Here is a 24751-nt window from a genome sequence, read left to right as displayed (position 1 = left end):
AGCCCGGGCAGCACGGGTGGTCACGTCACCAGCGCTCGCACGACGGGCAGCGCCTCGCCGATCACATAGAGCGACCCGGTAACTACCGTGAGCGTGCTATCATTCGCCGCCGCCGCGCGGCGCACCGCATCACCCACATCCGCCTCGACCGCGACCGATCCTGCGCCCACCGCCCGCGCGGCGGCGGCGAGCCTGGCGAGCGGCACCGCTCGCGGTGTCCGGGGCGAGGTGCAGATCACCCAGTCACCAGCCCCGACCCCCAGGGCACTCAGAAACGCCTCCGGCGCGCGGGTCCCGGTCATACCGACCACCACGGTGCGGGAGACGCCGTCGAACCGCTCCCGCAGCGCCCGTGCCAGCGCGGTGGCCGCTTCCTCGTTGTGGGCGCCGTCCATCAGCACAGGGCCGGGGGTGTGGACAAGCTCAAAGCGGCCCGAAGCCCGCAGCGCCCCGCAGACCGCCCGCACCACCTGGTCGGCCACCGGCCGGGCCAGCCACACCTCGGCGGCGGCCAACGCCGTCGCCGCGTTCGCCGCCTGCCACGGTGCCAGCAGACGCAGGAAAACGTCGTCATAAGTCGCCCCGGGCGTGAACAGCGACACCGTCCGGCCATCCGCGACCGGCGCGTCGGCGGCCACGCCGAAGTCACGATCCACGGTCACCACGCGCGAGGGGCGGCGGCCCAGGAACGGCGGGTGCATGGCCGGGTCCGCTTCGGCTAGCACCACGGTCGCGCCCTCAGGAACCGCGCCAGCCTCAGCCACGGCGTTGTCCCACCGCGTGTCACCGAAGTACTCGACGTGGTCGACGCCCACCGACGTGACCACCACCAGGCCGGCGCCGAGCGCGGCGGTCGCGTCGCCGCTGCCACCCAGACCGGTCTCGACCACCGCGACATCAACACGTTGGTCGGCGAACCAGCCCACCGCGGCCGCGGTCATCAATTCGAACCAACTGGGCCGCCCCAGCTCTGACGCGGTGCGCTCGTCCGCCACCAGCGGGTCGAGCACCGCCGCCAACTCGTCGTCGGTGATCGTGACACCATCGATGGTGATCCGCTCCTGCGGCCGGTGCAGATGAGGACTGGTGTACAACCCGACCCGCAGTCCACTGCCCGCCAGCACCGCGGCCAGGATCCGGGCGGTCGTGCTCTTGCCGTTGGTGCCGGCCACCAGGATCACCGGCACCCGCTGCTCGGGCCGGCCGAGCGTGCGCAGCAGCCGCTCGATGACCACGGTCGTCGGGGCCTGCGACACCACCCCACCAGCAGCGACCCCCACCCCCCGCTCATGGTCGACGTGACCGTCCAGCCACTGCCATACCCCGGCGCGCCTCACGCCACCGATCCTAGATCCACCCCCGATCAACCTTGACAGCCACATTCCGGCCAGTGACACTGCGTGCAGAGGGGAGTACTTCCCTAAGTGTCTGCCTGGTCAATACGGACACCCCATGGTGTCCCCGGGCGACCGCCCTCACCAGGGTGAAGGAGACCTCGAACGTCGTCCGTGCGCGGAGGTCTTCGTGCCCTTTCATCCCGTGGTGTCGTCTCTGTCCGTGGCCGCGCCCGCCGACTCGGTGGGGTCCTCGTCGATCGGGTCGCCCTGGTTGTGGGTCGCCAGCATCGCCGTAATACTCGGCCTCCTCGTCACCGATTTCGCCGTCACCCGCCGTCCCCACGAGGTGTCGATACGGGAAGCGATTGGCTGGTCGGTGTTCTATCTCACGCTGCCCGTCCTGTTCGGGATCTGGCTGTGGGCGGTGTTCGACAGCGGGCCGGCACTGGAGTTCATCACCGGCTTCGTGGTGGAGAAGTCACTGTCGGTGGACAACCTGTTCGTGTTCATGCTGATCCTGGCCGGGTTCGCGGTCCCGTCCCCCATTCAGCAACGGGTGCTGCTGTACGGCATCGCCGGTGCCCTGGTCCTGCGGGGCATCTTCATCGCGGCGGGCGCGGCGCTGCTGCAGGCAGGCACCTGGGCGTTCCTCCTCTTCGGCCTGATCCTGCTCGTGTCCGCGGGCAAGATCCTGCACGAGGTGCACACCGGTTCGGCCTTCGCGGGCCGCGACGTATCCCAGATGCGTATCGTGCGACTGCTCCGCAGGTTCATGCCCGTCACCGACGACTACCGAGGCACCCGGCTGACCGTACGGGAGCACGGACGACGCGCGCTCACGCCGCTTGCGGTGGTGGTCGCCGCGGTGTTCGTGACCGACGTGGTGTTCGCCGTGGACTCGGTCCCCGCGGTCTACGGCATCACCGCGGACCCCTACCTGGTATTCGCCACCAACGCCTTCGCGCTGCTCGGCCTGCGCGCGCTCTACTTCGTGCTCCACGCCACGCTGGCCAAGCTCGTCTATCTCAACCACGGCCTGGCGGTCATTCTCGCGTTCATCGGTCTGAAACTGGTGTTGCACTGGGCCCACGGAATCTGGCCGGCCACCCCGCAGATCCCCACGCCGGTCTCCCTCGCTGTCATCGTGGCCATCCTCGCCGTCGTCATCGCGGCGAGCCTGCGCACCCGCCGCCGAGCCGAGCAGCACGTGATTGAGAAGGACTGACCATGTTCACCATGCTCACCGGATTCCTCATCGACATCGCTGTCACGGCACTCATTCTGCTGGCGTTGGTCATCACCTGCGCAGCGTTGGTGCCGCCCCGCCCGCCACGATGAACACACGCCGTCCCGGGTGGCGTGTCAGTGTGGGGTGCGAAGCGAGAGGGGCGCTGGTCGTCGCGAGGTCCTGTCCGCACACCGCCCGGCCACGCCACGTAGCCCTTGCCAGGGCGTGCTTGGTGGTGCTGGCGTCGGTGGCGTGAGGTTTCCTGGACCCGCGCGGTGGGGCGGCGGGTGCCTGCGCCGGATCCGGGTCGGCCAGATCGTGTTGACGACGCGGGGCTTGGTCGTTGAGGTACTCCCCCTCAACGTCGAGAATGACGAACTGTGGTTCGTTTACCAAGGGTGGCGAGTTATCCGGTGCGGCGACGACGCGGAGGAGTCGAGGCGCCGTCAGCCGAAGCATCACGAGCATCGTCAGGGGTGGCGGGACCGACGGCGGTGATGAGGTCGGCGATGCGGTGGTGGGCTTCCAGCGGGTGGCGCAGATGGCCGTCGGGGTTGATGCGGTAGTGGTTGCGGCGGCCGACTTTGGTGCGCTCGATGTAGCCGCCCTGGATGAGGTCGGTGAGGATGAGCTGGACGGCGCGGGTGGTGATGCCGACCTTCTGGGCGATGACGGGCAGGGTCTGGTGCGGGTCGGCGGCCAGGCAGAGCAGCACGTGGGCGTGGTTGCTCAGGAACATCCACGACCCTGGCGTCTGCGACGCGGCGGCGTCGGCCGGTTCCGCACCAGCATCCACCACGCCAGAATCCACCGTGCCGGAGTCGGTGGGATCCGAGCCCGCTGGGGTGGGGAGGGCGTGGTCGGGTGGGGGTTCGGCAGGCCGCATGGGGCCGACCATAAGGCATTCCTTCCACTCTCGATGCCGCTGTCGGCGCGGGGTCCGGATCGGCGGGGAGCTGCTCGACCGGGTGTGATCAGACCAGCATCGCGTCGGGCAGGGTGTGCTCGTCTGCGCGGCGGATCCGCAGCCGAGGTTGAGTGAGGCCGAGCAGGTACTGGCAGGTCGCAGGCGTGAGGAGCTCGGCGCGAGGATGGGCGGGCAACACGAGCACGTCGGCGTCGTGCACTCGGCACAGTCGCAGCAGGGCGGCGGCCACGCGCCGATGCCGGCCGCCCGGCCCGCGACGGTGATGCCACGCGGTGGTGTGGATCCGCACGCCCCGCTCGGCCAGCCCGGATGACGGGAGCCGTGACAGCGCGGGAGCGAGCGCCGCGGCGGTGACCTGCTCCCGGCGGACCTGCTGCCAGGCGATCAGCCGCGCGTTGAGCGTGAGCCCCGGCGGCGGGTGCAGCACGGCGAGCACGAGGTGGCCGTGGTCGGCGATCAGTTCGACCGCCGCGGGCAGCTCGGCGGCCGGCGCGGGATCGGTGGCGTCGACGACGCAGACGAGGGTTGTGCACTGGGCGGGCATCAGCGGACCTGCTTTCCACGGCACGGATCGAGGAGGCCGCGCGCTGGCCTCATTTCCAGATTGACGAAGTACGGTTCGCCAGTCAAGCCTTGACAGGCGAACCGTATTTCGTCATTCTGGTGGTGCGGAGGGGAGTACCCACCACGTCCGGGATCGTCATTACGGCAGTTCGATGGCTGCCCGGTCCCGGCGCCACCGGACCCAGCGCACGTGCTCTGGCGGTTGGGGAGACCTCCGGTTTCACTCGACGTGACCGGAGGTGCTTGACTGTGGTTGTTCCGTTGTGGGCGTGGGCCGCGGTGCTCGGCGTGATCCTGGTGATGCTCGCGATCGACCTGTTCGCCCACCGCCGCGCACACGTGGTCGGGGTCCGCGAGGCCGCCGCCTGGTCGGCGGTGTGGGTCGCGCTCGGCCTCGGGTTCGGCGCGATCGTGTGGTGGGCGTGGGGCAGCGAGTTCGCCGCCCAGTACTTCGCGGGCTACGTGATCGAGAAGTCCCTCGCGGTGGACAACGTGTTCGTCTTCGCGATCATCTTCGGCTACTTCGCCGTTCCCCGCGAGTACCAGCACCGCGTGCTGTTCTACGGCGTGCTCGGCGCACTGGTGTTCCGGGCGGTGTTCATCGCCGCGGGCTCGGTGCTCATCGCGTCCTTCGCCTGGATCCTGTACGTGTTCGGCGCCTTCCTGGTCGCCACCGGTGTCCGGATGGCCGTGCACCGCAACGAGACCATCGACCCCGACCGCAGCGTCGTGCTGCGCCTGTTCCGCAAGGTCATCCCCACCACCGAGGAGTACCACGGGCAGAAGTTCCTGGTGCGCCAGGCCGGGCGCTGGGTGGCCACCCCTCTGTTGGCGGTGCTGGTGCTGGTCGAGGTCACCGACATCGTCTTCGCCGTCGACTCCATCCCGGCGATCTTCGCCATCACCCAGCAGCCGTTCCTGGTGTTCACCTCCAACGCCTTCGCCATCCTGGGCCTGCGCGCCATGTACTTCCTGCTCGCCGACCTGATGCACCGCTTCATCTACCTCAAGCTAGGCCTCGCCCTGGTGCTGGTGTGGGTCGGCATCAAGATGCTGCTGCTCGACCTCTACAAGATCCCCACCTGGTTCTCGCTGGCCGTGGTCGCCCTCCTGCTCGCCGTCGCCGTCACGGCCAGCTGGATCCGCACCCGCACCACCCCGGCCACCCCAGCGGCTGCCTCTGCCGATTCGCTGGCCGGTGCGGAGCCCGACACGGTCACGACCGAGCCAGCCCAAACCGGGGCGGCCGCAGCCGAGACGGCCCCGTCCTCGCCCACTGGCCTGTCGACGCGCGACTGACGCGCGTCGACCGCCCCGGTGCCGCCCACCGCTCACTCCCCCCACCAGCGGTGGGCGGCACCACCCCACAGACCCAGCCCATCCGGAAAGGAACCCGCTCATGCGCATCTCGACTCGATGGACCTCTGTGCTGCTCGGCGTGGGCGTCGTGGCGGCGATCAGCGGCTGCGGCGCTGTCCAGCAGGCCGGCGACACCGCCGGTTCGGCCGCGGACACCGTGACCGGCGCGGTCGCCGCCGCCGAGGTGTGTAGCGACGCGCTGGCACTGGTCGCCAACCCGCCCGACCTCAGCGCACCGCAGGCCGCACTGGACCAGGCGCACACCACCGCCACCGAGCTCACCGACCTGGCCGCGACCACCAGCGACACCGACATCGGCCGCGCCATCACCGACCTGGCCGCCACCCTGCAGACGGCCACCCTGGACACCCTCACCAGTGCTCCAGCCGCCTGGCTGCAGACCAGGGCCGATCAGGCCGCCGCGCTCACCACCGCCTGCGCGCCCTGACCAAGTAGGGTCACGGGCACGACAGGAAGCAGCCCGTGATGAGCACCGTCGGCGACCCCGCTGAACGTTCGTCGGTCGTCCCTCCCTTCCAGGTGAGCGGCCCACTCGCAGGCGAGGTCAGGTTGTCGAGAGCTCCACCCCAAGCTCCTGGGCGAGGGTTTCCTGGGTGAAGCCGAGAGCCTCGCGCCGTGCTGCGAGAGCATCTCGTCGTATCGCCATAATCACTCCCAGATTCGCTAGCGCACCCACGCTACCCGGCGTTGATCGGACCTGATCAGCGGCCATGTCAACGACGAAACGGCGGACGTTCACGTCCGGACGTGCGACCCAGACCGCCCATGAAAACGCCAGAGCGGGATGGTGCTTGGGACGATCTGTGCATGTCCGCAGGGGCCGCCACCAACTAAAGCTGTCGACGGCGCGTGAAAACTGACCCCGGCGTGGCGCCTAACCCAGGTGCCGCCAGGGGGTCAAGATTCGCCCGCCGTTGACACTAAAGCCCCGCCCGACAGGATCAGCGCGCCTCGACCGCGTGCTCTGCCGCGAGCCTGCGCACATACGCGCGGATTCGGTCGCGATCCTCGGGGAACACGCTCTCCCACGATTCGTCCAGGTCGACCCACTTCGGCGGCTGTCCCTTCTCCCCGCCGAGTGGCGCGTCGCGGTTGATGACGGCTCCGTAGGACAGGCTCAGCGTTGGCGTCCAGTCGGCGCGGAAAGAGCGGACAGCGACGGCCGCCGGCACTGACAGCAGCTCGCCCAGCAGGCCGGTCTCCTCCAAGAGTTCACGGGCTGCTGCGGCTCGAGGCGTCTCGCCTGGCTCGACGGTTCCGCCAGGCGGTACCCAGCCTCGCACCCGGTGCCGCACGAGCAGCACGTGGCGGTGCTCCGGGTCGGTGACCCAGACCTCGGCTGCGAGCGGCTCCAACGCGGTCGAACGTGCGTGTAGCCACGCCTGAGCGTCGTCGTACTCGGTCTCGGCAAGGCGAGCATCGACGGCCGCAGCGTCGATCGTCGCCTGGTCAGGCATCGCGTTCGATGCGCTCGAAGATGTCGATATCCGTCGCCTTCTGCCAGTCCGGCAAATCGTTCCAGTCCGCGACGTACGACGGCTTCGGCTCGGGGAAGTGCTTGAAGATCTGGCCGATCCAGCACAACGCCACAAAGCGGCCTTTCTGGTCTGGGGTCAGTTTGGTGGTGGCGCCGTCGGTGGCCTTGATGAAGGCGACGACCTGGTCGTACACGGCGGTCGCGGCGTCGCGTTCCCAGTCGGGGGTCTGGTCCCACGGGGTGATGTAGCCAGGCTTCGGCTCACCGGGGTAGTGCTTGGTGACTCCGGCGATCCACGCCTCGCGGAACACGCGGCCACGGTCGTTGTGCATTCGGTCGTCCTCCATCACGCGGCGCGGTTGCCGACGAGTTTGGTGATCTCGGCATCGAGTCGCTGGATTTGTTGGTCGTTGAGCAAGGAAGCAAGGTGTGGCTGAAGGACCCGCAGCTTCTGTGCGATGACCCCCGAGCGGGTCTGGCGGGCGGTAGTCAGGACGGTGTCGGCGTAGGTGACGACCTGGTCCGGGTCGCGACGGTGCACGCCGATCATCGCCAGGTCGGTCAGGACGCCTGCTTTCCGGCGGGCGGTCAAGGTGCCCTGCAGGGCGTCGACCAGAGCCGCTTCAGCTAGGTCGTGGCGGCCCAGCGTGACGTAGCAGGTTCCGCGTTCTTCAGCCAAGCGGGAGCCATCAAACCGGAGCCAGCCGCCGTTGTGCACCTGGCCCCGTAGGCGCTGGACCTCAGCAGCGGTGTCGAGGGCATGTTGGCAGGAGTCAAAGTCGCCGAGGCCGGCGAAGGTCTCGGCCTGCACCACGGCGACCCAGTGTCGGGTCGACAGGCTGGGGTCGCCTCGACGTGCGATGGTGGCGGCCACGTCGAGCATCGGCGCGGCATCCGCGAATCGGCGCTCGTACACGGCGACGAAAGCATGCCTGGTCAACGCGCAGGCCCACAGGTCGGAAGCGACGGCCTCCTTGCTCGCTGTTGCCGCAAGCGTGTAGCAGTGAGCGGCGTCGGTGTATCGGTTGCCGTCGAAGAAGATTTCCCCCGCCAACTGGAAGAGGTCGGCGGTCAGCTCGCAGAGCCGTTGTCGGATGGTCGGTGTCTGCGGTCGTCGCAAGGAGTCGCTGAGTACACCGAGTTGGGCTCGGACCAGCGGCAGCACCTGGGCCTTGGTCGGCGACAGTGCGTACACGCGCCACAGGTGGGAGTTGAGCTGGGCGAACTCCGCTGCTCCCGCCGTGTCCACCGTGCCCGCGTGAGCTGTGGCGGCGAGCCGGTCGACGTCGCCGAGTACTGTCTCGCCAGCAGGCAGCGCGAGCAACGCGCCGGTCATGCTGAACAAGCGCAGCAGGTCACGACGGTTCATGTCGTCGGCCTCCGCAGGGTCGGCTGGTTCAGTGGCAACGGTAGAAGCTTGCCGGTTCGGCGTGAGCAACGCATCCAACTGGTCGAGGCTCACATCGAGGGTCTTAGCCAAACACGGTCGACGGTACGGCTGCGGGGTCAGGGTGCCGCGTTCCCAGCGTCCGACCGTGGAGAACTCCACGCCCACCGCCGCGCCGAAGCTCTCCTGGGTGTAGCCCATCTGCTCACGCCGCGCGGCGAAGGCATCTCGTCGGTCACTCATGAACACCACCTCACCCCGTCGGTCACCTGCCACGATAGCCAGCTACGGGTCAAGGCTGATCACCCGCTCGGCGAGCTGTACCCGTTCGGACTACCGCCTCTGAAAAGGCGTTTATGCAGGTCAGAGGTGATGACGCCTCATTGCCGCCTCATCGACGCCGCGTCGGCGCTCTGGCTATCGTTGATCACCAGGGGTTTGACTGATATCGCTGCGGTCCGGGCGAGCTTCCGCTTCGGCGCAGCCCGAGTATCCGGAAGCGTCTTTCACCGGGACGTGCCGTCGAGGGGTGTGTGGTGGTAGGACTGCCCTCCACTTCGATGGAATTCCGCTCGCGGGTGTGCTGGCGGGAGCGCTCGGTACCTCGGTCGAGTTCCGGGCTGGTCCGCCTGGCGGGCGAAGTCACGGCCGACTCGCCGGGACTCGGAGCGTAAAACCCACGAAGGAGGATCTGTGACGGTTCAGATGGAGTGGTCGCCGACCACGGTGGCCACGCCCGCCGCGGAGGTCGAGATGGGCTCGGAGTTCGACCTCGACATCACGCTGGTCGAGGTGGTGGACCCGGCGCATCTGATCAACATGACGGATGACGGCTGCGGGACGACGTGCGAGAAGTCGACCTGCATCAGCGCCGCCTGATTGTCACGAGCGACCGGACGCCCGCCAGGGGCTTCTTGGGCGGGCGTCCGGTTTCCATCCGTCGCTTTGGAGAGGTGTCCCGTGTCCACGGCCTTGCCCGACCGCGTCGGCTTTCGAGCCGCGGGTGGCCTGTTGGTCCGGGCTGTTGCAGAGGGCGAGCTGAAACTTCCGCCGTGGCCGACGCTGACCGCGACCGGGGCCGACGCCGTCACCGCGTGGGTGGACTGGCTGCGCGAAGTGTGGGAGGTCGAAGCCGTCCGTGACGCCATCGGCCTGGCCAGCCCTGTCCTTGCTGACCGCGTCCACAACCTGTGTGGCGCTCAGGTTGCCAGCGAGCGCGAATCCCGGCGCGTGGTGCTGTCCGTTCTGCGGTACCTGGCACGGTTGACCGGCCGTCCGACTCCCAACGGCTTGTTCGCCGGGGTCACCGCCGCGCGGTTCGACGCGGATCCCTCTCAGCGTTGGGGTGATGATCATCGCGCGGACGCTGCGGCCGACGCCGGGTGGCTGGCCGAGGTCATCCGACGGTTGGAAGGTCAGGCCGAGATCCTGGAGCGCTTGGTCCTCGTCGCGAACTCCACGTTGATGGTGCGCGGTGAGCGGCTTGTGGTTCCGTACCAGCCGACCGTCAACCATCGAGGCACCGGCGCAGTCGAAGTCGAACTTCGCTACACCGGCCCGGTGCGCGCGGCCGTGCGAGCTGCGCGGACACCGATTCCTTTCGATGACATGCGCGAGCAGGTACAGGCCGAGTTCCCGAGCACCGCCGGGAGCACGGTGACCGGCTTGCTGGCCACGTTGGTCGCTCGTCGCGTGCTCGTCACCAACCTCCATGCGCCGAGCACGGAGCCCGACGCACTTGGCCACTTGGTGCGCGAGCTGGCCACGGTCGGCGAGGCTGCCACCGAGCGGTGCATGACGCTGAACGACATCCACGACATGTTGCGGCGACATCGGAACAGCCCAGCGGAAGCGCGGCGCAGGCTACGGACCGACGCCGCCGCGTCCATGAGCCGCCTGGCTCCGTCACGGCGGAGCCCAGTCACGGTCGACCTGCGGCTGGACCTGGACGTCGTGCTCCCCAGCGCAGTCGCCCGCGAAGCGGAACGTGCCGCGCTGGTCCTGGCGCGCCTGACCTCCCGCGCCAGCGGTACGGCAGCCTGGGCGGACTTCCACCGACGCTTCTACCAGCGGTTCGGCACCGGCGCACAGGTGCCACTGCTCGAGGTCATTGCCGACAGCGGGATCGGCTGGCCTGACGGCTACCCCGGCACCAGCGGAGTGGTCACACGACCCCAGCAGACGCCTCGGGACGAACGGCTGCTGGCGTTGGCCCAGGCCGCCGCGTTGGACGGTCAGCAAGAGGTCGTCCTCGGCGAGAGGTTGATCGCCGAGCTGGAGCTGGCGCCTGTGCACTCGATGCGGCTGCCCTCGCACCTCGAGTTGTGCGCCCGTGTCGACTCCCCGAGCCTGCAAGCCCTGAAGCAGGGCAACTTCCAGCTCGTCGTTACCTCAGTCTCGCGATCGGCCGGCGTCGTCAGCGGCCGTTTCCTGCACCTGTTCGACGAACACGACCGCCGAATGCTGATCACGCCGCTCGCCCCGCCCGCGTCTGACGGGGTAATCCAGGCCCAGTTGTCATTCCCGCCTCTGGACCCCGCCACCGCACACGTCGCCCGCAGCGCCCAGGTCCTGCCAACCATCGTCAGCCTCGCCGAACACCGCGACACCGCCGCGTCAACGGCGGTCCTCACGGCGGCGGACTTGGCGGTCAGTTGCGACAGCGACCGCCTGTATCTGACCGCACCCGCCCTCGGCGCGAGGGTCGAAGCGTGGGGCTTGCACGCACTCAACCTACGCAAACACACTCCGCCGCTGGCCCGCCTCCTGGTCGAACTGACCCGCGCACACTGCGCGGAGGTCACCGACTTCGACTGGGGCACGGCGGCCACGTTGCCGTTTCTTCCTCGGCTGCGCTTCGGCCGCATCGTGCTGTCCCCGGCCCGGTGGCGGTTGGCCGCAGCCGACCTTCCCGACCGGACCTCCAGCTGGGCGACCTGGGACAGCGCCCTGGCCGAGTGGCGCACCCGCCGCCGCCTCCCGCAGGCGGTGTTCCTGGTCGACGGGGACTGGCGGTTGCCGCTCGATCTCGTCGAGGACGCACACCGGGTCCTGCTGCGCGAGCACCTCGGTACCCACCCCCACGCGGTGCTGGAGGAAGGACCCGCTGAGGACGCCGCCGGATGGCTCGATGGCCGTGCTCACGACGTCGTCGTGCCCATGGCCAGCTGTCAGCCGCAGGCCACGACGCGGCCACCGCGCCCGACGCCCCAGCGGATCGTCCGGCCAGGTGAGCACGGGCTGTCGCCGGGTGGTTCCCCCATGCTGTTCGCCAAGCTCTACGGCGACCCGCAACGTCACAACACCGTGCTCGCCAAGCACCTGCCCGCACTGCTGGCGGAGTGGGGCGATGCCCAACCGCGGTGGTGGTTTCTGCGATTCCGCGAGGGCAACGAGCACTACCTGCGCTTGCGGATCAGTCTCCTCAGCACTGAGCCAGTGGTGTTCGGCGAGGCGGCCGGCCGGGTCAGCGCCTGGGCCGACCGGCTCCGCCGCCTCGGCCTGCTGCGCGACATCGCTTTCGCGACCTCCTACCCGGAGACCGGCCGCTGGGGCTCAGGTGCGGCACTATCAGCCGTCGAGGCGTTCTTCACGGCTGACTCCCGCGCCGTGCTTGCCGAGCTCGCCTGGCCCGCGCGACCGCACGACCATGCTCTGGCCGCGGCGAACTTCGCCGCCATCGCCGTCGCCTTCATGGGAGGGACCGAGGCCGGGATGCGGTGGCTGGTCGACCATGTCCCGGCCAAACCTCCTACCGTCGTGCCCCGGCCGGTGTTCACCGAGGCACAATGCCTCGCCGACCCCTCCGAGAATTTCCGCGCCTTGCGCAGCACGCCGGGTGCGGCTTCGGTCGTCGCGACATGGGCCGAGCGCGCCCAGACCGTAGCTGCCTACCGAGCGCACCTGTCCGGGGCTGAGGCCGAGGGCGTCGACCCGGACGCCGCCTTGGGCTCGTTGCTGCACACGCACTTCCTGCGGGCCTACGGCATCGAGCCCGACGACAAGGCGGTGTGCCTTTACCTGGCCCGGACCGCGGCCCTGACCTTCGCCGCCCGCACCGGAGGACCGCGATGAACGCCGACCTCGCCTCGGATGCCGCGGTCGAGTACGCGACGGGGATCGCCGATCGCCTCGCCCGGCCGGACGCCCCCCACCTGCCCACGGACGAGCCGTGGTGGCACCAATCCCTCGCCCACGGCGCTCCCGGTGTGGCACTGCTGCACATCGAGCTGGCAGCCGCCGGGATACGGCCGTTCGACCGCGCCCACGACTGGCTGACCGCCGTCACCAGCAAGCCGATCACCGCCGGAGCGAGCACCGGCTTGTTCTACGGCGCGCCGGCAGTCGCGCGCGCCCTCGCGGGCGCCGCCACAGTCCGTCCCGGCACGTACCAGTCCGCCCTCACGCCCTTGACCCGGCAGATCGCCGCCGACGCCCACAACCGCGTCGACAAGGCCCACGAGCGCATGGACGTCGTCGGGATGTTGCCGCAGATGGCCGAGTTCGACACGATTCGGGGCCTCGCTGGTCTCGGTGCCCATCTGCTGCACCACGACCCCGACGGCACCGCCCTGCCGGCCGTTCTGGGCGCCCTCGTGCGGCTCACCCAACCGGTGATGGTCGAAGGAGAGGCCCTGCCGGGGTGGTGGACCCTCACCGGTCCCACCGGCCACGCGGACGAGGAGTTCCCCGGAGGCCACGGCAACTTCGGCGTAGCACACGGCATCGGCGGCCCGCTGGCACTGCTGGCCCAGGCCCTGCGCCGGGGCATCGCCGTGGACGGGCAGCGCCAGGCCGTCGCGACGATTTGCGCGTGGCTGGACTCCTGGCGCATAAGCACTCCGAGCGGGCACCGGTGGCCCTACATGGTCACCCGAGACGAGGCGCGTTCGACGCCGATGTACGTGCGGCACAGCGGGGCCAGCCGACGCCCGAGCTGGTGCTACGGAACAGCGGGCATCGCCCGCACCCTGCACCTCGCCGCCCTGGCCCTCGACGACGCCGATCGCCGCCAGATCGCCGAGGAAGCCGTGATCAGTGCGGTGACCGACCCGGAACAGGATGCGTTGATCAGCGACGCTTCGCTGTGCCACGGCTACGCCGGACTCGCCCGGATCACCGCTCACACCGCCATCGACACACCGGAGCCGGCCGCTTCCCGACTCCGCGCGCTGGCCACCGAGATGCTGCACCGCGCCTGCGCCCAGGCCGTTCCCGAAGGCCCCGGCTTCCTCGAAGGTGCTGCCGGGATCGGCCTAGCTGCCCTCGCCGCTGAGATCGAGCCCGCGACAGGCTGGGGCACCGGCCTGCTCATCACCTGATCCGTCCGAACCTGATCCGTCCGACCGAGAGGAGATTCCGCGCTGATGCTGCCGGACAGCTGGCACCACTACCTGGTCGAGTTCGCCGACCCGACCACGGCCGAGCACACCGCCGCGACCCTGCTCGTGCCCGCCCTCGACCAGGCCCAGCAGGACGGCGAACTCGACACGTGGTGGCACCTGCGCAAGACACCCGCCTGGCGGCTGCGTTACCAATCGGTCAACCCCGAGACGAAAGCGGTCGACACGCTGCTGTCCGACCTGCAGGCCGATGGGCATCTCGCGCGCTGGACTCGCGGCATCTACGAACCCGAAACCCTTGCCTTCGGTGGACCCGCCGCGATGGACATCGCGCACTCGCTGTTTCACCACGACAGCCGCCACTGCCTCGCCCGTGCCACGAAACCCGCTGCCTTGGGTCAGAGAGAGACCACCGTCCTGCTGTTCAGCTCGATGCTGCGCGCCGCCGGGCTGGACTGGTTCGAGCAGGGCGACGTCTGGGGCAAGGTGGCTGCGCTCCGGCCCACCGCCCAACCCCACACCAACAACTCTCCGCACACCGAGCGGTTGAGCCAAGCGGTGCGCCGACTGATGACCACCAACACGCACAAGGTCGCCGACGTCGCCCCCGACGTGGTTCCCGAGACCTGGTGGACAGCGTTCGACACGGCCGGCCGCCAACTCGCCGAACTCGCTCGCGCTGGACACCTCGAGCGGGGCCTGCGCGCCGTTCTGGCGCACCACTTCATCTTCCACGCCAACCGCGCCGGTCTCTCCGGCACCGACCAGGCCACCCTCGCCGCGCTGGCCGTCGACACCGTTTTCCACAGCACGCCTACCCGGCAGGCACCAGCCGGGACCACCTCCAACACCGTTAGGGTTCCCGCAATGACAACCACCGTCAGTGACGCTTCCACCGGCTCCGCCGACGAGCTGCGTACCAAGCTCGCCGACCGCCTCGTCAAGGACGGCACCGTCCGCACCGACGCTGTGGAGGCCGCGTTCCGGCAGGTGCCCCGACACCTGTTCCTGCCCGACGTCCCCCTGGTCGAGGCGTACGCCGACGAGCCTGTCTACACCAAACACGAGGGCGACGGCACCCGAATCAGCGCCGCGTCCCAGCCCAAGATCGTCGCCATGATGCTCGAACAGCTCGGCATCCAGCCCGGCGAACGGCTGCTTGAACTCGGCGCGGCCACCGGCTACAACGCCGCCCTGATGGCCACCCTCACCGGTGCCGACGGGCATGTCACCACGATCGACATCGACGAAGACCTCGTCGACGGCGCCCGCGAGCACCTGTCCGCAGCCAACATCGATAACGTCGAGGCGGTCGCCGCCGACGGCGCACTCGGCCACCCAGAAACCGCGCCTTTCGACCGCGTCATCGCCACTGTCGGTGCCCACGAGGTCCCGGCTGCCTGGCTCGACCAGCTCACACCCGGCGGGCGTCTGGTGGCTCCGGTGCGCCTGCGTGGTTGTGCCTCTCGCAGCATCGTCTTCGAACGCGACCAGGACGGCTGGCGCAGCCTGGACAGCGAGATGGCGATCTTCATGCCCCTGCGTGGCCTCGGCGACGACGCTCGCCGCGTTCTGGACCTCACCGGCACCGGGGAGGTGACGCTGCAAATCCACAAGGACAACAACCACGCCACCGATCCGGACACCCTGGCCGGGGTCTTTGACAGCCCTGCCTGCGAAGTGTGGACCGGCGTGCACTTCGTCCCGATGGAATCCTTCGAATGGCTGGACCTCTGGCTGGCTTGCCACCTGCCCAACCCGCTGATGCGCATGGAGGTCGCTCCCGCCGCGAAGGAAAGCGGCCTTGTGCGGCCGATGTTCCCCTCGGTGGCGATGGCCACCACCGCCGCCGACGGCAGCCTCGCATACCTCACCATCCGCGCCGCAGACCCCGATCCGGACGGCCGCCGACGCTACGAGGTCGGCGTCATCGGCCACGGCCCCAACGCGCAGGAACTCGCCGAGCAGGTCTCGGTCGAGATCTCGACGTGGGACCAGAGCTTCCGCTCCAGCACCGTCCGATTCGCCATTCCCGACACCGCGCCCCAGCCGGACACCAACCCCGGCTTCGTGGTCCTGGACCGCGCCACCAAGCCCATGACCGTCACCTGGGAGTGACGCCCGTGGACCCCGCCGGCCAGTTCGCCCGCCGCTTCCCCCTCGTTGCCCGAACCCGCCCGGCCTGCCTCCCGCTGGCTCGGCGGGTGGCCGAGCTGTGCGACCGAGCACGCCAAGTCGAGCACAGCGGCGACCTCGCCGAAGCCGCCGCCGTGCACAACAACGCGGCGCTCATCGCCTCCGACTGCGGCCTGCCCGAACTGGCCCGGCGGTGGTGCCACCAGCAGGTGAACATCTACCTGCGCGCCCGCCCCTTGGGCGCGCAGGTAGCCCGCCTCGCTCTCGAACCGATCACCAACCTCGCCCGCCTCTACATCCGCGAGGGTCAGGGCGAGCGCGCCTTCGCGCTCATGGACACCCTGTTCACCGCGGTCTCCGCCCGAACTGACGCCATCGTCGACGGCATCGAGATCCCGGCCGACCTCACCGACTCCGCCGAGACGCACCAGCACATCCGCAGCTGGCTGTGGGCAGTCCTGCTGGCCACCGGTGGCCGCGCTCTGGCCGCAGCCGGCCGCTGGGCGGAGGCACGCGCCCGGCTCGACGCGTACAAGGGCGTCGGGCGACGGATGCTTGACGGTCGCCAGATCGCGGTCATCGCACACGCCGTATCCGGGGACGCCGACAGCGCCCTCGCTCTCCTCGCCGAGACAACACCAGGAGACCCTTGGGAGAACGCCGTGACCGCCTGCCTGACCATCCAGTGCCACGGCGCCTCGGGCGTCGCCGATCTGCCCACGCTCCTGAACCAGTACCACCGACTCGACACCTCCGCGCCCGGCTTGGCGGTCTTCCACACACGGCTCGGGTTGTCCTTCATCGACGCCATCGGCACCGTTGACGATCCACCCGTGCACCAGATCGCCGTTGATCTGATCGACTACGCCGCCGCGACACGAGACGGATACGTCGCTCGCGATGTACTCGCCCACAATGGTTGCCGCGAGCTGCTCACCGACTCCCAAGCGCGCGAGTTGTCCGATTCGGTCGAAGCGTGCGCGCTCGGCAGCGGCACGCTCCCGGCCACACTGCTGGCAGACCTCACGACAGCACTAGCCTGCGCCGAAGAGGCCATGGCACGCAGCGTGAAGACGATGTCCTGCAACGTCAACGCTCCAGCGAACCCGTAGGGCGGGTCCTAGTGAAGCCGTTGCACCACAACGGGTTTGCTTCCTCGGCCCGAGAAACAGCCCGTGTCGATCACTAACGATGCCCGCCAACCCGACGATCGTTGATACGAAGGAACGATGCACACCACCACTACTTCGCCGGAAGCGCTACGTGCGGCAATGGTCGAGAGGATCCAGAAGGCCGGGCACGCAAAGCACAGCGACGTCGAGCGGGTTTTGCGCGACACACCGCGGCACGAGTTCGTGCCGGACGCCGACCTGGCGGTCGCTTACGACCCGTGGCAGGCGGTGGTCACCCACCGGTTCGAGGACGGCCGGTCGTTGTCCTGCGCGTCGGCACCTTGGCTAGTAGCCGCGATGCTCGACCAACTCGACGTCCAGCCGGGCAACCGCATCCTGGAGATCGGAGTGGGGACCGGTTACAACGCCAGCCTGCTCGCCCAGTTGACCGGCCGCGCGGACCTGGTGACCACCATCGACGTCGACCCGGACGTGACCGCGAAAGCCTCACAAGCGCTGGCCGCCGCCGGCTACGGCGACGTGCACGTGATCACTGGCGACGGCGGGCTCGGCTACCCCGACCACGCCCCGTACGACCGCATGATCGCCACGGTCTCACCGTGGGACATCCCCGCCCAGTGGTGGAAGCAGCTCGCACCTGGAGAACGGCTGGTCGCCCCGTTGCGGTTCCCTGTCAAGTCAGCTTGTTGAGCTTCTCACGGCCAGGCTGGCGGTGAGTCGATGGCTCTGGTGTTGTTGGAATCTGACACCGCATTGGCTTTCGCGCTGGTAGGCCAGGACTACGGGAGCTATGCCGACCGAATGTCTCGTGACTGCGGTTGTCGTCATGTCCGGTCTGGCCGCTGCGCACGTGATGCGCGGACGCGTCGACGGTGACGAATGGTGAGGAGGGTTAGTCCTGCCAGGAGGCTGAGTGCGATCGTGGCGGCCAGCGGCGTGGTGATCGTGGACTGGTTGGTGGCTGGTGGCGCTGTCGGCGGTACTGAGTGGGGGGTGGTGGCTGGTGTGGTGGCAGTGTTTTCGGGGGTCGTGGTGACGCCGGGGGTGATGGTGAAGCTGTGTGATCCGCTGGCCTGGTGGCCGTCGAGGTCGATGACCTGCCAGGTGACGCGGTAGGTGCCCGGCTGGGTGAGTGTGTGCAGTGGCTGGGAGATCATGTCGTGCTTGACGATGGCGTTGTCGCGGGCGACGTCGTGGCCGTTGGGGCCGGTGACCCGGATGCTGAACGTGTTGATCAGTCGGTCGAAGGTCAGGTACACCCAGTCGACCGGTTCGGTGAGGACGGCATTCGCTGGTGGGGTGGCTTCTTCCAGCAAGGGCACCGCTGATGAGGGGGTCGCTGTCGCGGGGTGATCGGTGCCGAGCAGGCTTGCACAGAGCAGGGCGGCCAGGATGCCGAGGGTGGCGCGGCGGATGTTCCCTGCGGTCATGCGGGTTCGCGGCCGAGCATCTGGGCGCGGTGGTAGTACTCGTAGAGGCCGTCGAAGATGGGTTTGGTGATGGTGAGGGTGTGCTGGTCGTCGCCGATCATGGATAGGCCGCGGAGGATGGCGTCGAGGCCGGGGGCTTCGGGGGCGTCGTAGCGTTCGTCGTCGAGGTCGGCTTCGTGGATGATTTCGGCGATGCGCCAGAGCACGGGGTCGGTGAGGTCGTGGCGGCGCAGGATGGTTTCGAAGCTGCAGTCGTCGCCGTGGTGGCCGAGGTCGACGCCGCGCATGTCGAACGGGGTGGCGTCTGGGGGGACGTCGGCGGGGTCGGTGACGAACACGAAGGCGGCGTCCGGGTCGATGCAGCGGCGGATGAGCCAGGCGCAGGCGGCGCGGTCGATGTGGATGTGTTCGCGGGTGGCCCACTTCATGCGGTCTCCTCGGTGTGGTGGTCGGGGTGCAGGGCGTCCACAGCGGCCTGCGCGGTGTCGCGTTCGGGTGGGGGGAAGTAGTCGCGGCGGTGGATACGCCGCAGCTCGGCGCGCAGGGTGCGCAGGGCGCGTCGTCGCTCGGCCTCGCCGAGTGAGCGCGCTTGTTCGGCTTCGGTGAGCACGGCGCGGTACTCGGCGGCGCGGGCGGCGGCCATGGTCTGTGCCAGGCGGCGTTCCTGTGCCAGGCTGGTTGGTTGGGCCAGCCACACGCCGGCGGTGCCGCCGGCGGCGAGGATCTCGTCGGCGATCCAGTCGAGGTGTTCGCGGGTGCGGGCGTCGGCGGGCAGCGCGACCAGCCCGTCGCCGAGTTGGGCGACGCCGAGGCGTTTGAGTTTGCGCCAGACCGTGATCCGCGGGGTGGACGGCTCGCGGGGCATGCGGTAGGACAGCAACACCCACTGCCCTGCCCGCTGCCCTGCCTGCCGCGGCGCTGCCGATCCCGTCGATGGTCGCTCGTGCGCTGGATCGGTGGAGTTGCTCACTGATGTGTTCGGTCTCCGACGACGACGCGGCCGATCCAGTACAGGCCCGCGAGTCCGATCAGCACGAACACGATGTCGTCGAGCGGATCGGCGATGGGTTCCAGTGCCCGATCCAGCACGTTGATGTCGGTGACGAACGCCGCCCAGGCGAACGCGCCGATCAGCAGTAGCACGAAAGCGATCCAGTCCAAAACGGTGCGTGGCCGCATCCTGCGCTCCTTCCCGTTGTCATGCTCGTTGTCATGGTGCTTGTCCGGCCCCGCCGATCGTCACGACGGGGCCGGAAACGCTGTCGGCGTGAGTGGTATCAGCCTGGGGGTTGCAGGTTGGTGGCGTCCAGCGCGGGGCGGAGGGCTTTGGCGAGGGTGACGCCGTCGTCGACGGCCCAGAAGTGCATGTAGAACAGGCGGGGTTGCTCGGTGAGGCTGTGGTTGTGCACTTCGACCAGGTCGATCCCGCCTGTACGCAGCGCCTGGATCACCTTCTGGACCTCGGGTGCGGTCATCACGAAGTCACCGTTGATCGCGGCCCGCCCGCCGCCGAGTGGCTGGAAGTTGATCGCGGTGGTCACCCCGAACGTGGGCGGAAGGACATGCCCGTCGTCGGTGATGGTCTCCTTGCGGGCGATGCTGAACTTGTAGATGCCGCCGTCGGCGGTGCCCTTGCGGCCCAGGGCCTGGTCGATGCCGGCGGTGTCCAGGTCGATCGGCGGCTGCTGACCTGGTGGCGCCGGGGCTGGGATGGCGGTGGCGTCCAGTGCGGCTTGCACGCCTTGGGCGAGCGCTGCGGGGTCGTCGCTCATGGCGTGGATGTGGGTCCACCACACCGGCGGTGTTTGCTGCAGCAGGTGTTTGTGCAGCGCGGTCTGCGCGATGCCGTGGGCTTGGAGTGCGTCGGTGACCTTGGGCAGTTCGGCCTCGGTGACCACCAGGTCGCCCATGAGCATGACGCCGTCGCGGTACTTCGCGAAGGCGGCGTAGCCGCCCAGCGACAGCCCTGGTTTGATCTCGACGCCGCCGGAGGTGACCTGCAGGTCGGTGCGGGGCAGGCCGATGCGGTAGACGGTGTTGTTGTCGCCGAACTTCCCGGTGCGGCCCAGGGTGTCGGTGACCGGCTTCCAGTCCGCCTCGGTGGTGGGGATCGGCTGGTGGCGCCGATGCTCGGCGTCGGCAGCGGTGTCGCTGGCGGGGGTGGTGTCGGTGCCACAGCCGGCGAGCGGGACCAGCAGCAGCGCGGCCAGCGGCAACACCACGCGGGCCGCGCGGGCGGGGGTGAACGGCATGTCCTTGCCCTCCTCGAACTCGATCGTGGTCGGTGTAGATCGTGGTCGGTGGTACGCGGTCAGCCCTCGTCACCGTCGGCGTCGTGGTCCTGGCCGGGAGCCTCGGTGCCCACGACGTGGAAGGTGCTGTCGAGGTGGACCTCGACGGTGGAGCCGTCGGGCTTGGTGACGGTGACGCCGTAGGCGGCGGCGCCCTCGTCGGTCTCGGTCTCGACAGCGCCGGCCTTCCCGCCGGGCACGGACTGCACGGCCGCGGCTCGTGCCTGGTCGGCCGCGGGGCCGCTGACCTCGTCGCCGTCGCCGGACATCGCGGAGGCCAGGCCCACGCCCCCACCAGTGAGGACGAGCACTCCGGCGGCGATCCCGATCCCGATCTTCGTCTTGCGGTTCATGCCTTCTCCATTCTCCACGCTCCTGTAACCGTGGTTGCATGAGGTGGTTGCATGGGTATGGGTAGTCGGTGGAGATGAAGCCGTGATGAAGACACGACGGCGGTCACCCGGATGTGGTGGCACCGTGCCCGTGAAGGGGCGCCTGTGCAGGGTGCTCGGGGGTGGCGCCTGAAGAGAGGTGATGGATGGTGCGGGTACTGGTGGTGGAGGATGAGCCGAAGATGGCGGGCCTGCTGCGCCGTGGCCTGGTCGAGGAGGGCTACGCCGTCGATGTCGCCACAGACGGGGCCGACGGGTTCGGGGCGGCGGTCAGCCGCGACTACGACGCGGTGGTGCTGGACGTGATGCTGCCCCGGCTGTCGGGGTTCGAGATGTGCCGGCGACTGCGCCGCCAGCAGGTGTGGGTGCCGGTGCTGATGCTCACCGCCCGTGACGCGGTGACCGATCGGATCAGCGGCCTGGACGGCGGCGCGGACGACTATCTGACCAAGCCGTTCCACCTGGAGGAGCTGTTCGCTCGGTTGCGGGCATTGACCCGCCGCGGCCCGGTCGCCCGCCCCACCGTGCTCACCGCGGGCGATCTGCGGATCGACCCGGCCAGCCGGCGGTGCTGGCGCGGCGAGACCGAGATCGCGGTGACGGCCAAGGAGTACGCGCTGCTGGAGATGTTCCTGCGCCAGCCCGGCGTGGTGCTCACCCGCGAGCTGCTGCTGGAGCACTGCTGGGACTTCGCCTACGAATCCCGCTCCAACGTCGTCGAGGTGCACATCCGCGCGCTGCGGGACAAGATCGACCGGCCATTCGCGGTGGTCTCGCTGGAGACCGTGCGCGGCGCCGGGTACCGGCTCCGGCCGGATGGTGGACGGCCGCGGGTGGGGGCGCGATGATCCGGCGGTGGCCGCTCCGGATCCGGCTCACCGCCGCGTTCACGGTGATGATGGCGCTGGTCCTGCTCGGAGTCGGGATCGTCACCGTGACGCACACACGCGAATCGCTCGACGCCTCGATCAGCGAATCGTTGGAGCACCGGCTGCGCGACCTCCAACCGATCGCCACCACCGCCGCACCAGTGCTGTCCAGCGGCGGCCGGGACACCGGCGAGCAGGTCCTCGACGACGCAGGCCAGATCATCGCCAGCTCCCCGGACGTGGCCGACCAGCCCCTGCTGACTCCAGCGGAGCTGGCGACCGCGCGGCGCGGCGAGCTCGTGGTCGATCACGCCACCGCCGGACAGCTGGACGGGCCGGTGCGTATCGCCGCCGCCCCCACCGGTGCGGACGGCCGGATCGCCGTGGCCGCGGTGACCCTCGCCGACCGCGACGCCGCGGTGGCCGACCTACGCCAAGAACTGGCGGTCGGCCTGCCGCTGGCGCTGCTCGCCGCCGCGGTCGGGGCCTACCTGCTGGCCGCCGCCGCACTGCGACCGGTGGAACGGATGCGCGCCCGCGCCGCCACCATCACCGCCGCACACCCCACGCAGCGTCTACCCGTGCCGTCGGCTCGCGACGAAATCTCCCGGCTGGGCACCACGTTCAACGATCTACTCGACCGCCTGCACGCCGCTGTCGAGCGGGAACGGCAGTTCGTCGCCGACGCCAGCCACGAGCTCCGCACCCCGCTCAGCCTGCTGACCACCGAACTCGAACTCGCGGCGCGCCGACCCCGCACCACACGGGAACTGACCGCCGCGCTGGGCTCGGCATTGGAGGAAACCGAACGACTATCCCGCCTGGCCCAGGACCTCCTCCTGCTCGCCCGCACCGACCAGGCCGGTCCGCCGGCCCGGCCCGGCGAGCCCACCCCGGTGCGTCCCGTGCTGGAGTCAGTGATCGCCCGCTACCGCAGCACCCTCGACGAGCACCAAGTGATCCTGGACTGCACACCGGAGCTCACGGTGCGCGCCGATCCCGGCGATCTCGACCGGGCGGTGAGCAACCTGATCGACAACGCCGCCCGGCACGGGCAGCCACCCATCATCATCACGGCCAGCCCGCCCGACACCGAGCTTGGGGTGAGCATCCGGGTGCGTGACCACGGCTCCGGCATCGCCCCCGAGTTCCTGCCGCACGCGTTCGACCGCTTCACCCGCGCCGACGACGCCCGCACCGGCGGCGGCACCGGACTGGGCCTGGCCCTGGTCGCCGCGCTGGCCCGCCGCAACGGCGGTGCCGCGACTGCCGCCAACCATCCCGACGGCGGCACCACCGTCATCCTCACCCTCCCCGCCGCCAACCATCCCGACGCCACCATTCCGGACGCCCCGGCCGCCGCACCCGGATGAGCACCGTGCCCGGTTTTCTTCTGGACCGGGTCACGGTGACCCGCGGCCCAACCCGACTGCTCGACGGAGTCTGCGCCCGTCTCCCGGCCGGAGCGTGCACGGCGGTGGTCGGTCCCAGCGGCGCCGGCAAGTCCACCCTGCTGCGCCTGCTCAACCGGCTGGAGGACCCCAGTACCGGCCAGATCCTGCTCAACAGCACCCCGCTCGCCGAGCTCGAAGTGCTGGCACTGCGGCGCCGGGTCGGCCTGGTCGCGCAACAGCCGGTGCTGCTCACCAACCACGTGGCCGAGGAGCTGCGTGTCGGACGCGCGGAGCTGACCGAGCACCGCATCCAGCACCTGCTCGATCTCGTGGGCCTGCCCGCACGCTTCGCGCAACGCCGCACCAGCGGCCTGTCCGGCGGCGAAGCGCAGCGGGTGTGCCTGGCCCGGACGCTGGCCGTCGAACCCGAGGTCCTGCTGCTGGACGAGCCCACCGCCGCGCTGGACGCCGTGACCACAGCGGTGATCACCGAGGCCGCCCGCAACCACACCGCCGCGGGCGGGACCGTGATCCTGGTCAGCCACGACCTCCCCCTCGTTCGCGGCATCGCCGAGCACGTGCTGGTCCTGCACCACGGGCGCCTGGTCGCCCACGGGCACCCCGACCACATCGACTACCTGGAGGCCGGGTGATGACCGGACTGTCCGTGCCCAGCTGGGGCGGCGTCGCCGCCTCCCTGCTGTTGATCGCCCTCACCGCCGCGGTGGCCTACCGGCAGCGGCTGCACCTGACCCGCGAGCTGATCACCGCATCGCTGCGCGCCGGGGCACAGCTGGCCGCGGTCGGCGTCCTGCTGCTGGTGATCTTCGCCCACACCGGCCTTCCCGGCGCGTTCGGCTGGGTGACGATCATGATCCTCCTCGCCGGACAGGTCGCCGGCCGCCGCGGCACCGGCCTGCCCCGAGCCCGGTGGGCAGCCACCCTCGGGGTCGCCGTCGGCAGCCTCGTCACCCTCGCCACGCTGCTGGGCCTCGGGATCATCTCCACCCAAGCGCGGGTCGTCGTCCCGATCGGCGGCATGATCGTCTCCGGAGCCATGCAGGCCGCCGGGGTCGCCCTGCGCCGCCTGCGCGAAGACGCCCAGCAGGCCCGCCCAGCCATCGAAGCCCGGCTCTGCCTCGGGCTCCCCGCCCGCGACGCGTTCCTGCCCCACCAACGCTCCGCGCTGCGCACCGCGCTGCTGCCCGCGATCGACTCCACCAAGGTCGTCGGCCTGATCAGCCTGCCCGGAGCCATGACCGGACTCATCCTCGCCGGCGTCGACCCCCTCACCGCCATCCGCTACCAGATCGTGGTCATGTACATGCTGCTCGCCGCCACCGCACTCGCCGCTCTCACCGCAGCCCGGCTCGTCGAACACGCCCTGTTCGACCACGCCCACCGCCTCATCCCACTCCCCGAACCCCACTAACCGACCACTCCCACCGCCTCGGCCAGCCCGC

The 24751-nt window shown here is 69.7% G+C and carries 25 protein-coding genes; 13 read left to right on the top strand and 12 right to left on the bottom strand.

Features of this window, described 5'->3' with window-relative positions:
* Positions 1–20: 20 nt before the first annotated feature.
* Positions 21–1337, bottom strand: a complete 1317-nt coding sequence (locus tag A4R43_RS25010) for a bifunctional folylpolyglutamate synthase/dihydrofolate synthase (protein WP_005456777.1) — start codon at positions 1335–1337, stop codon at positions 21–23.
* 214 nt (positions 1338–1551) lie between these two features.
* Between A4R43_RS25010 and A4R43_RS25005 the strand changes: the two genes are divergently transcribed.
* Positions 1552–2562, top strand: a complete 1011-nt coding sequence (locus A4R43_RS25005) for a TerC/Alx family metal homeostasis membrane protein (protein WP_225950578.1) — start codon at positions 1552–1554, stop codon at positions 2560–2562.
* A gap of 409 nt (positions 2563–2971) precedes the next feature.
* On the opposite strand, the gene A4R43_RS25000 is transcribed toward A4R43_RS25005, so the two are convergent.
* Together A4R43_RS25000 and A4R43_RS24995 are read right to left on the bottom strand one after the other, a co-directional pair.
* A complete protein-coding gene (locus tag A4R43_RS25000) occupies positions 2972–3451 on the bottom strand; it encodes a helix-turn-helix transcriptional regulator (protein WP_177242873.1) in 480 nt (159 codons plus the stop codon).
* Between the two features lie 88 nt (positions 3452–3539).
* On the bottom strand, positions 3540–4037 hold the full coding sequence (locus A4R43_RS24995) for a hypothetical protein (RefSeq protein ID WP_005456773.1): 498 nt from the start codon (positions 4035–4037) through the stop codon (positions 3540–3542).
* A 269-nt stretch (positions 4038–4306) separates the two neighbouring features.
* Between A4R43_RS24995 and A4R43_RS24990 the strand changes: the two genes are divergently transcribed.
* Complete coding sequence (locus tag A4R43_RS24990; protein ID WP_005456772.1) at positions 4307–5356, top strand: TerC family protein; 1050 nt, start codon at positions 4307–4309, stop codon at positions 5354–5356.
* 100 nt (positions 5357–5456) lie between these two features.
* Entirely contained in the window at positions 5457–5864 is a 408-nt protein-coding gene (locus A4R43_RS42885) for a bacteriophage spanin2 family protein (protein WP_005456771.1), read from the top strand.
* A gap of 514 nt (positions 5865–6378) precedes the next feature.
* On the opposite strand, the gene A4R43_RS24980 is transcribed toward A4R43_RS42885, so the two are convergent.
* The 3 genes from A4R43_RS24980 to A4R43_RS24970 are packed head-to-tail and all read right to left on the bottom strand — an operon-like array spanning position 6379 to position 8544.
* Positions 6379–6894, bottom strand: a complete 516-nt coding sequence (locus A4R43_RS24980; RefSeq protein WP_113694550.1) for an NUDIX hydrolase — start codon at positions 6892–6894, stop codon at positions 6379–6381.
* Entirely contained in the window at positions 6887–7261 is a 375-nt protein-coding gene (locus A4R43_RS24975; protein ID WP_233520190.1) for a hypothetical protein, read from the bottom strand. Before A4R43_RS24975 ends, A4R43_RS24980 begins: the two co-directional genes overlap by 8 nt.
* The gene (locus tag A4R43_RS24970) at positions 7261–8544 is read right to left on the bottom strand and encodes a helix-turn-helix domain-containing protein (RefSeq protein WP_112276300.1); all 1284 of its coding nucleotides are present in this window, start codon (positions 8542–8544) and stop codon (positions 7261–7263) included. Before A4R43_RS24970 ends, A4R43_RS24975 begins: the two co-directional genes overlap by 1 nt.
* Positions 8545–8994: 450 nt before the next feature.
* Here A4R43_RS24970 and A4R43_RS24965 point away from each other — a divergent pair, with 450 nt between their 5' ends.
* The 6 genes from A4R43_RS24965 to A4R43_RS24940 all read left to right on the top strand — a co-directional run bounded on the left by A4R43_RS24965 (position 8995) and on the right by A4R43_RS24940 (position 17602).
* Positions 8995–9180, top strand: a complete 186-nt coding sequence (locus A4R43_RS24965) for an FxLD family lanthipeptide (RefSeq protein ID WP_009151814.1) — start codon at positions 8995–8997, stop codon at positions 9178–9180.
* Positions 9181–9261: 81 nt separating this feature from the next.
* On the top strand, positions 9262–12375 hold the full coding sequence (locus A4R43_RS24960; RefSeq protein ID WP_186361385.1) for a lantibiotic dehydratase: 3114 nt from the start codon (positions 9262–9264) through the stop codon (positions 12373–12375).
* The gene (locus A4R43_RS24955; RefSeq protein WP_113694549.1) at positions 12372–13622 is read left to right on the top strand and encodes a lanthionine synthetase C family protein; all 1251 of its coding nucleotides are present in this window, start codon (positions 12372–12374) and stop codon (positions 13620–13622) included. The genes A4R43_RS24960 and A4R43_RS24955 overlap by 4 nt, the downstream gene beginning before the upstream one ends.
* A 45-nt stretch (positions 13623–13667) precedes the next feature.
* A complete protein-coding gene (gene fxlM / locus A4R43_RS24950; protein WP_113694548.1) occupies positions 13668–15761 on the top strand; it encodes a methyltransferase, FxLD system in 2094 nt (697 codons plus the stop codon).
* An 86-nt stretch (positions 15762–15847) separates the two neighbouring features.
* The gene (locus tag A4R43_RS24945) at positions 15848–16891 is read left to right on the top strand and encodes a hypothetical protein (protein WP_236808250.1); all 1044 of its coding nucleotides are present in this window, start codon (positions 15848–15850) and stop codon (positions 16889–16891) included.
* 159 nt (positions 16892–17050) lie between these two features.
* A complete protein-coding gene (locus A4R43_RS24940) occupies positions 17051–17602 on the top strand; it encodes a methyltransferase domain-containing protein (protein ID WP_205215079.1) in 552 nt (183 codons plus the stop codon).
* 134 nt (positions 17603–17736) lie between these two features.
* Here the strand turns inward: A4R43_RS24940 and A4R43_RS24935 are convergent, their stop codons facing one another.
* From A4R43_RS24935 to A4R43_RS24910, 6 genes are all read right to left on the bottom strand, one after another.
* The gene (locus A4R43_RS24935) at positions 17737–18342 is read right to left on the bottom strand and encodes a copper resistance CopC family protein (RefSeq protein ID WP_075849313.1); all 606 of its coding nucleotides are present in this window, start codon (positions 18340–18342) and stop codon (positions 17737–17739) included.
* Positions 18339–18770, bottom strand: coding sequence for a chromate resistance protein ChrB domain-containing protein (locus A4R43_RS24930; RefSeq protein ID WP_112276286.1), 432 nt, complete (start codon positions 18768–18770; stop codon positions 18339–18341). Before A4R43_RS24930 ends, A4R43_RS24935 begins: the two co-directional genes overlap by 4 nt.
* The gene (locus A4R43_RS24925; protein ID WP_091679585.1) at positions 18767–19225 is read right to left on the bottom strand and encodes a Chromate resistance protein ChrB; all 459 of its coding nucleotides are present in this window, start codon (positions 19223–19225) and stop codon (positions 18767–18769) included. Before A4R43_RS24925 ends, A4R43_RS24930 begins: the two co-directional genes overlap by 4 nt.
* Positions 19226–19308: 83 nt before the next feature.
* Positions 19309–19521 (bottom strand): DUF378 domain-containing protein, encoded by a 213-nt coding sequence (locus A4R43_RS24920; protein WP_091679556.1) that lies wholly within the window; start codon positions 19519–19521, stop codon positions 19309–19311.
* 98 nt (positions 19522–19619) lie between these two features.
* On the bottom strand, positions 19620–20594 hold the full coding sequence (locus tag A4R43_RS24915) for a DUF1259 domain-containing protein (protein WP_083666521.1): 975 nt from the start codon (positions 20592–20594) through the stop codon (positions 19620–19622).
* A 59-nt stretch (positions 20595–20653) separates the two neighbouring features.
* On the bottom strand, positions 20654–20986 hold the full coding sequence (locus A4R43_RS24910; RefSeq protein ID WP_075849307.1) for a PepSY domain-containing protein: 333 nt from the start codon (positions 20984–20986) through the stop codon (positions 20654–20656).
* Positions 20987–21174: 188 nt separating this feature from the next.
* On the opposite strand from A4R43_RS24910, the gene A4R43_RS24905 reads away from it, so the two are divergent.
* From A4R43_RS24905 to A4R43_RS24890, 4 genes are read left to right on the top strand one after another with little or no spacing between them, the layout of a single operon-like run.
* A complete protein-coding gene (locus A4R43_RS24905; RefSeq protein ID WP_205215529.1) occupies positions 21175–21873 on the top strand; it encodes a response regulator transcription factor in 699 nt (232 codons plus the stop codon).
* Positions 21870–23267 (top strand): sensor histidine kinase, encoded by a 1398-nt coding sequence (locus A4R43_RS24900; RefSeq protein ID WP_113694547.1) that lies wholly within the window; start codon positions 21870–21872, stop codon positions 23265–23267. Before A4R43_RS24905 ends, A4R43_RS24900 begins: the two co-directional genes overlap by 4 nt.
* Positions 23264–23941: an ABC transporter ATP-binding protein gene (locus A4R43_RS24895; RefSeq protein WP_075849301.1), complete on the top strand. Its 678-nt coding sequence runs from the start codon at positions 23264–23266 to the stop codon at positions 23939–23941. The genes A4R43_RS24900 and A4R43_RS24895 overlap by 4 nt, the downstream gene beginning before the upstream one ends.
* On the top strand, positions 23941–24720 hold the full coding sequence (locus A4R43_RS24890) for an ABC transporter permease (RefSeq protein WP_112276288.1): 780 nt from the start codon (positions 23941–23943) through the stop codon (positions 24718–24720). The genes A4R43_RS24895 and A4R43_RS24890 overlap by 1 nt, the downstream gene beginning before the upstream one ends.
* Positions 24721–24751 lie beyond the last annotated feature (31 nt).

Source organism: Amycolatopsis albispora, from assembly GCF_003312875.1.
Lineage (GTDB): Bacteria > Actinomycetota > Actinomycetes > Mycobacteriales > Pseudonocardiaceae > Amycolatopsis > Amycolatopsis albispora.
The sequence above is the reverse complement of the archived record's forward strand: the minus strand, read 5'-3'. Positions and strand labels throughout refer to the sequence as shown.

Coding starts and splice junctions, on each gene's coding strand:
- A4R43_RS24980 (WP_113694550.1), bottom strand. CDS start 6,894: ATGCCTGACCAGGCGACGATCGACGCTGCGGCCGTCGATGCTCGCCTT.
- A4R43_RS24995 (WP_005456773.1), bottom strand. CDS start 4,037: ATGCCCGCCCAGTGCACAACCCTCGTCTGCGTCGTCGACGCCACCGAT.
- A4R43_RS24920 (WP_091679556.1), bottom strand. CDS start 19,521: ATGCGGCCACGCACCGTTTTGGACTGGATCGCTTTCGTGCTACTGCTG.
- A4R43_RS24910 (WP_075849307.1), bottom strand. CDS start 20,986: ATGAACCGCAAGACGAAGATCGGGATCGGGATCGCCGCCGGAGTGCTC.
- A4R43_RS24895 (WP_075849301.1), top strand. CDS start 23,264: ATGAGCACCGTGCCCGGTTTTCTTCTGGACCGGGTCACGGTGACCCGC.
- A4R43_RS24900 (WP_113694547.1), top strand. CDS start 21,870: ATGATCCGGCGGTGGCCGCTCCGGATCCGGCTCACCGCCGCGTTCACG.
- fxlM (WP_113694548.1), top strand. CDS start 13,668: ATGCTGCCGGACAGCTGGCACCACTACCTGGTCGAGTTCGCCGACCCG.
- A4R43_RS24970 (WP_112276300.1), bottom strand. CDS start 8,544: ATGAGTGACCGACGAGATGCCTTCGCCGCGCGGCGTGAGCAGATGGGC.
- A4R43_RS24890 (WP_112276288.1), top strand. CDS start 23,941: ATGACCGGACTGTCCGTGCCCAGCTGGGGCGGCGTCGCCGCCTCCCTG.
- A4R43_RS24915 (WP_083666521.1), bottom strand. CDS start 20,594: ATGCCGTTCACCCCCGCCCGCGCGGCCCGCGTGGTGTTGCCGCTGGCC.
- A4R43_RS25000 (WP_177242873.1), bottom strand. CDS start 3,451: ATGCGGCCTGCCGAACCCCCACCCGACCACGCCCTCCCCACCCCAGCG.
- A4R43_RS24940 (WP_205215079.1), top strand. CDS start 17,051: ATGGTCGAGAGGATCCAGAAGGCCGGGCACGCAAAGCACAGCGACGTC.
- A4R43_RS24975 (WP_233520190.1), bottom strand. CDS start 7,261: ATGGAGGACGACCGAATGCACAACGACCGTGGCCGCGTGTTCCGCGAG.
- A4R43_RS42885 (WP_005456771.1), top strand. CDS start 5,457: ATGCGCATCTCGACTCGATGGACCTCTGTGCTGCTCGGCGTGGGCGTC.
- A4R43_RS24930 (WP_112276286.1), bottom strand. CDS start 18,770: ATGAAGTGGGCCACCCGCGAACACATCCACATCGACCGCGCCGCCTGC.
- A4R43_RS24955 (WP_113694549.1), top strand. CDS start 12,372: ATGAACGCCGACCTCGCCTCGGATGCCGCGGTCGAGTACGCGACGGGG.
- A4R43_RS24935 (WP_075849313.1), bottom strand. CDS start 18,342: ATGACCGCAGGGAACATCCGCCGCGCCACCCTCGGCATCCTGGCCGCC.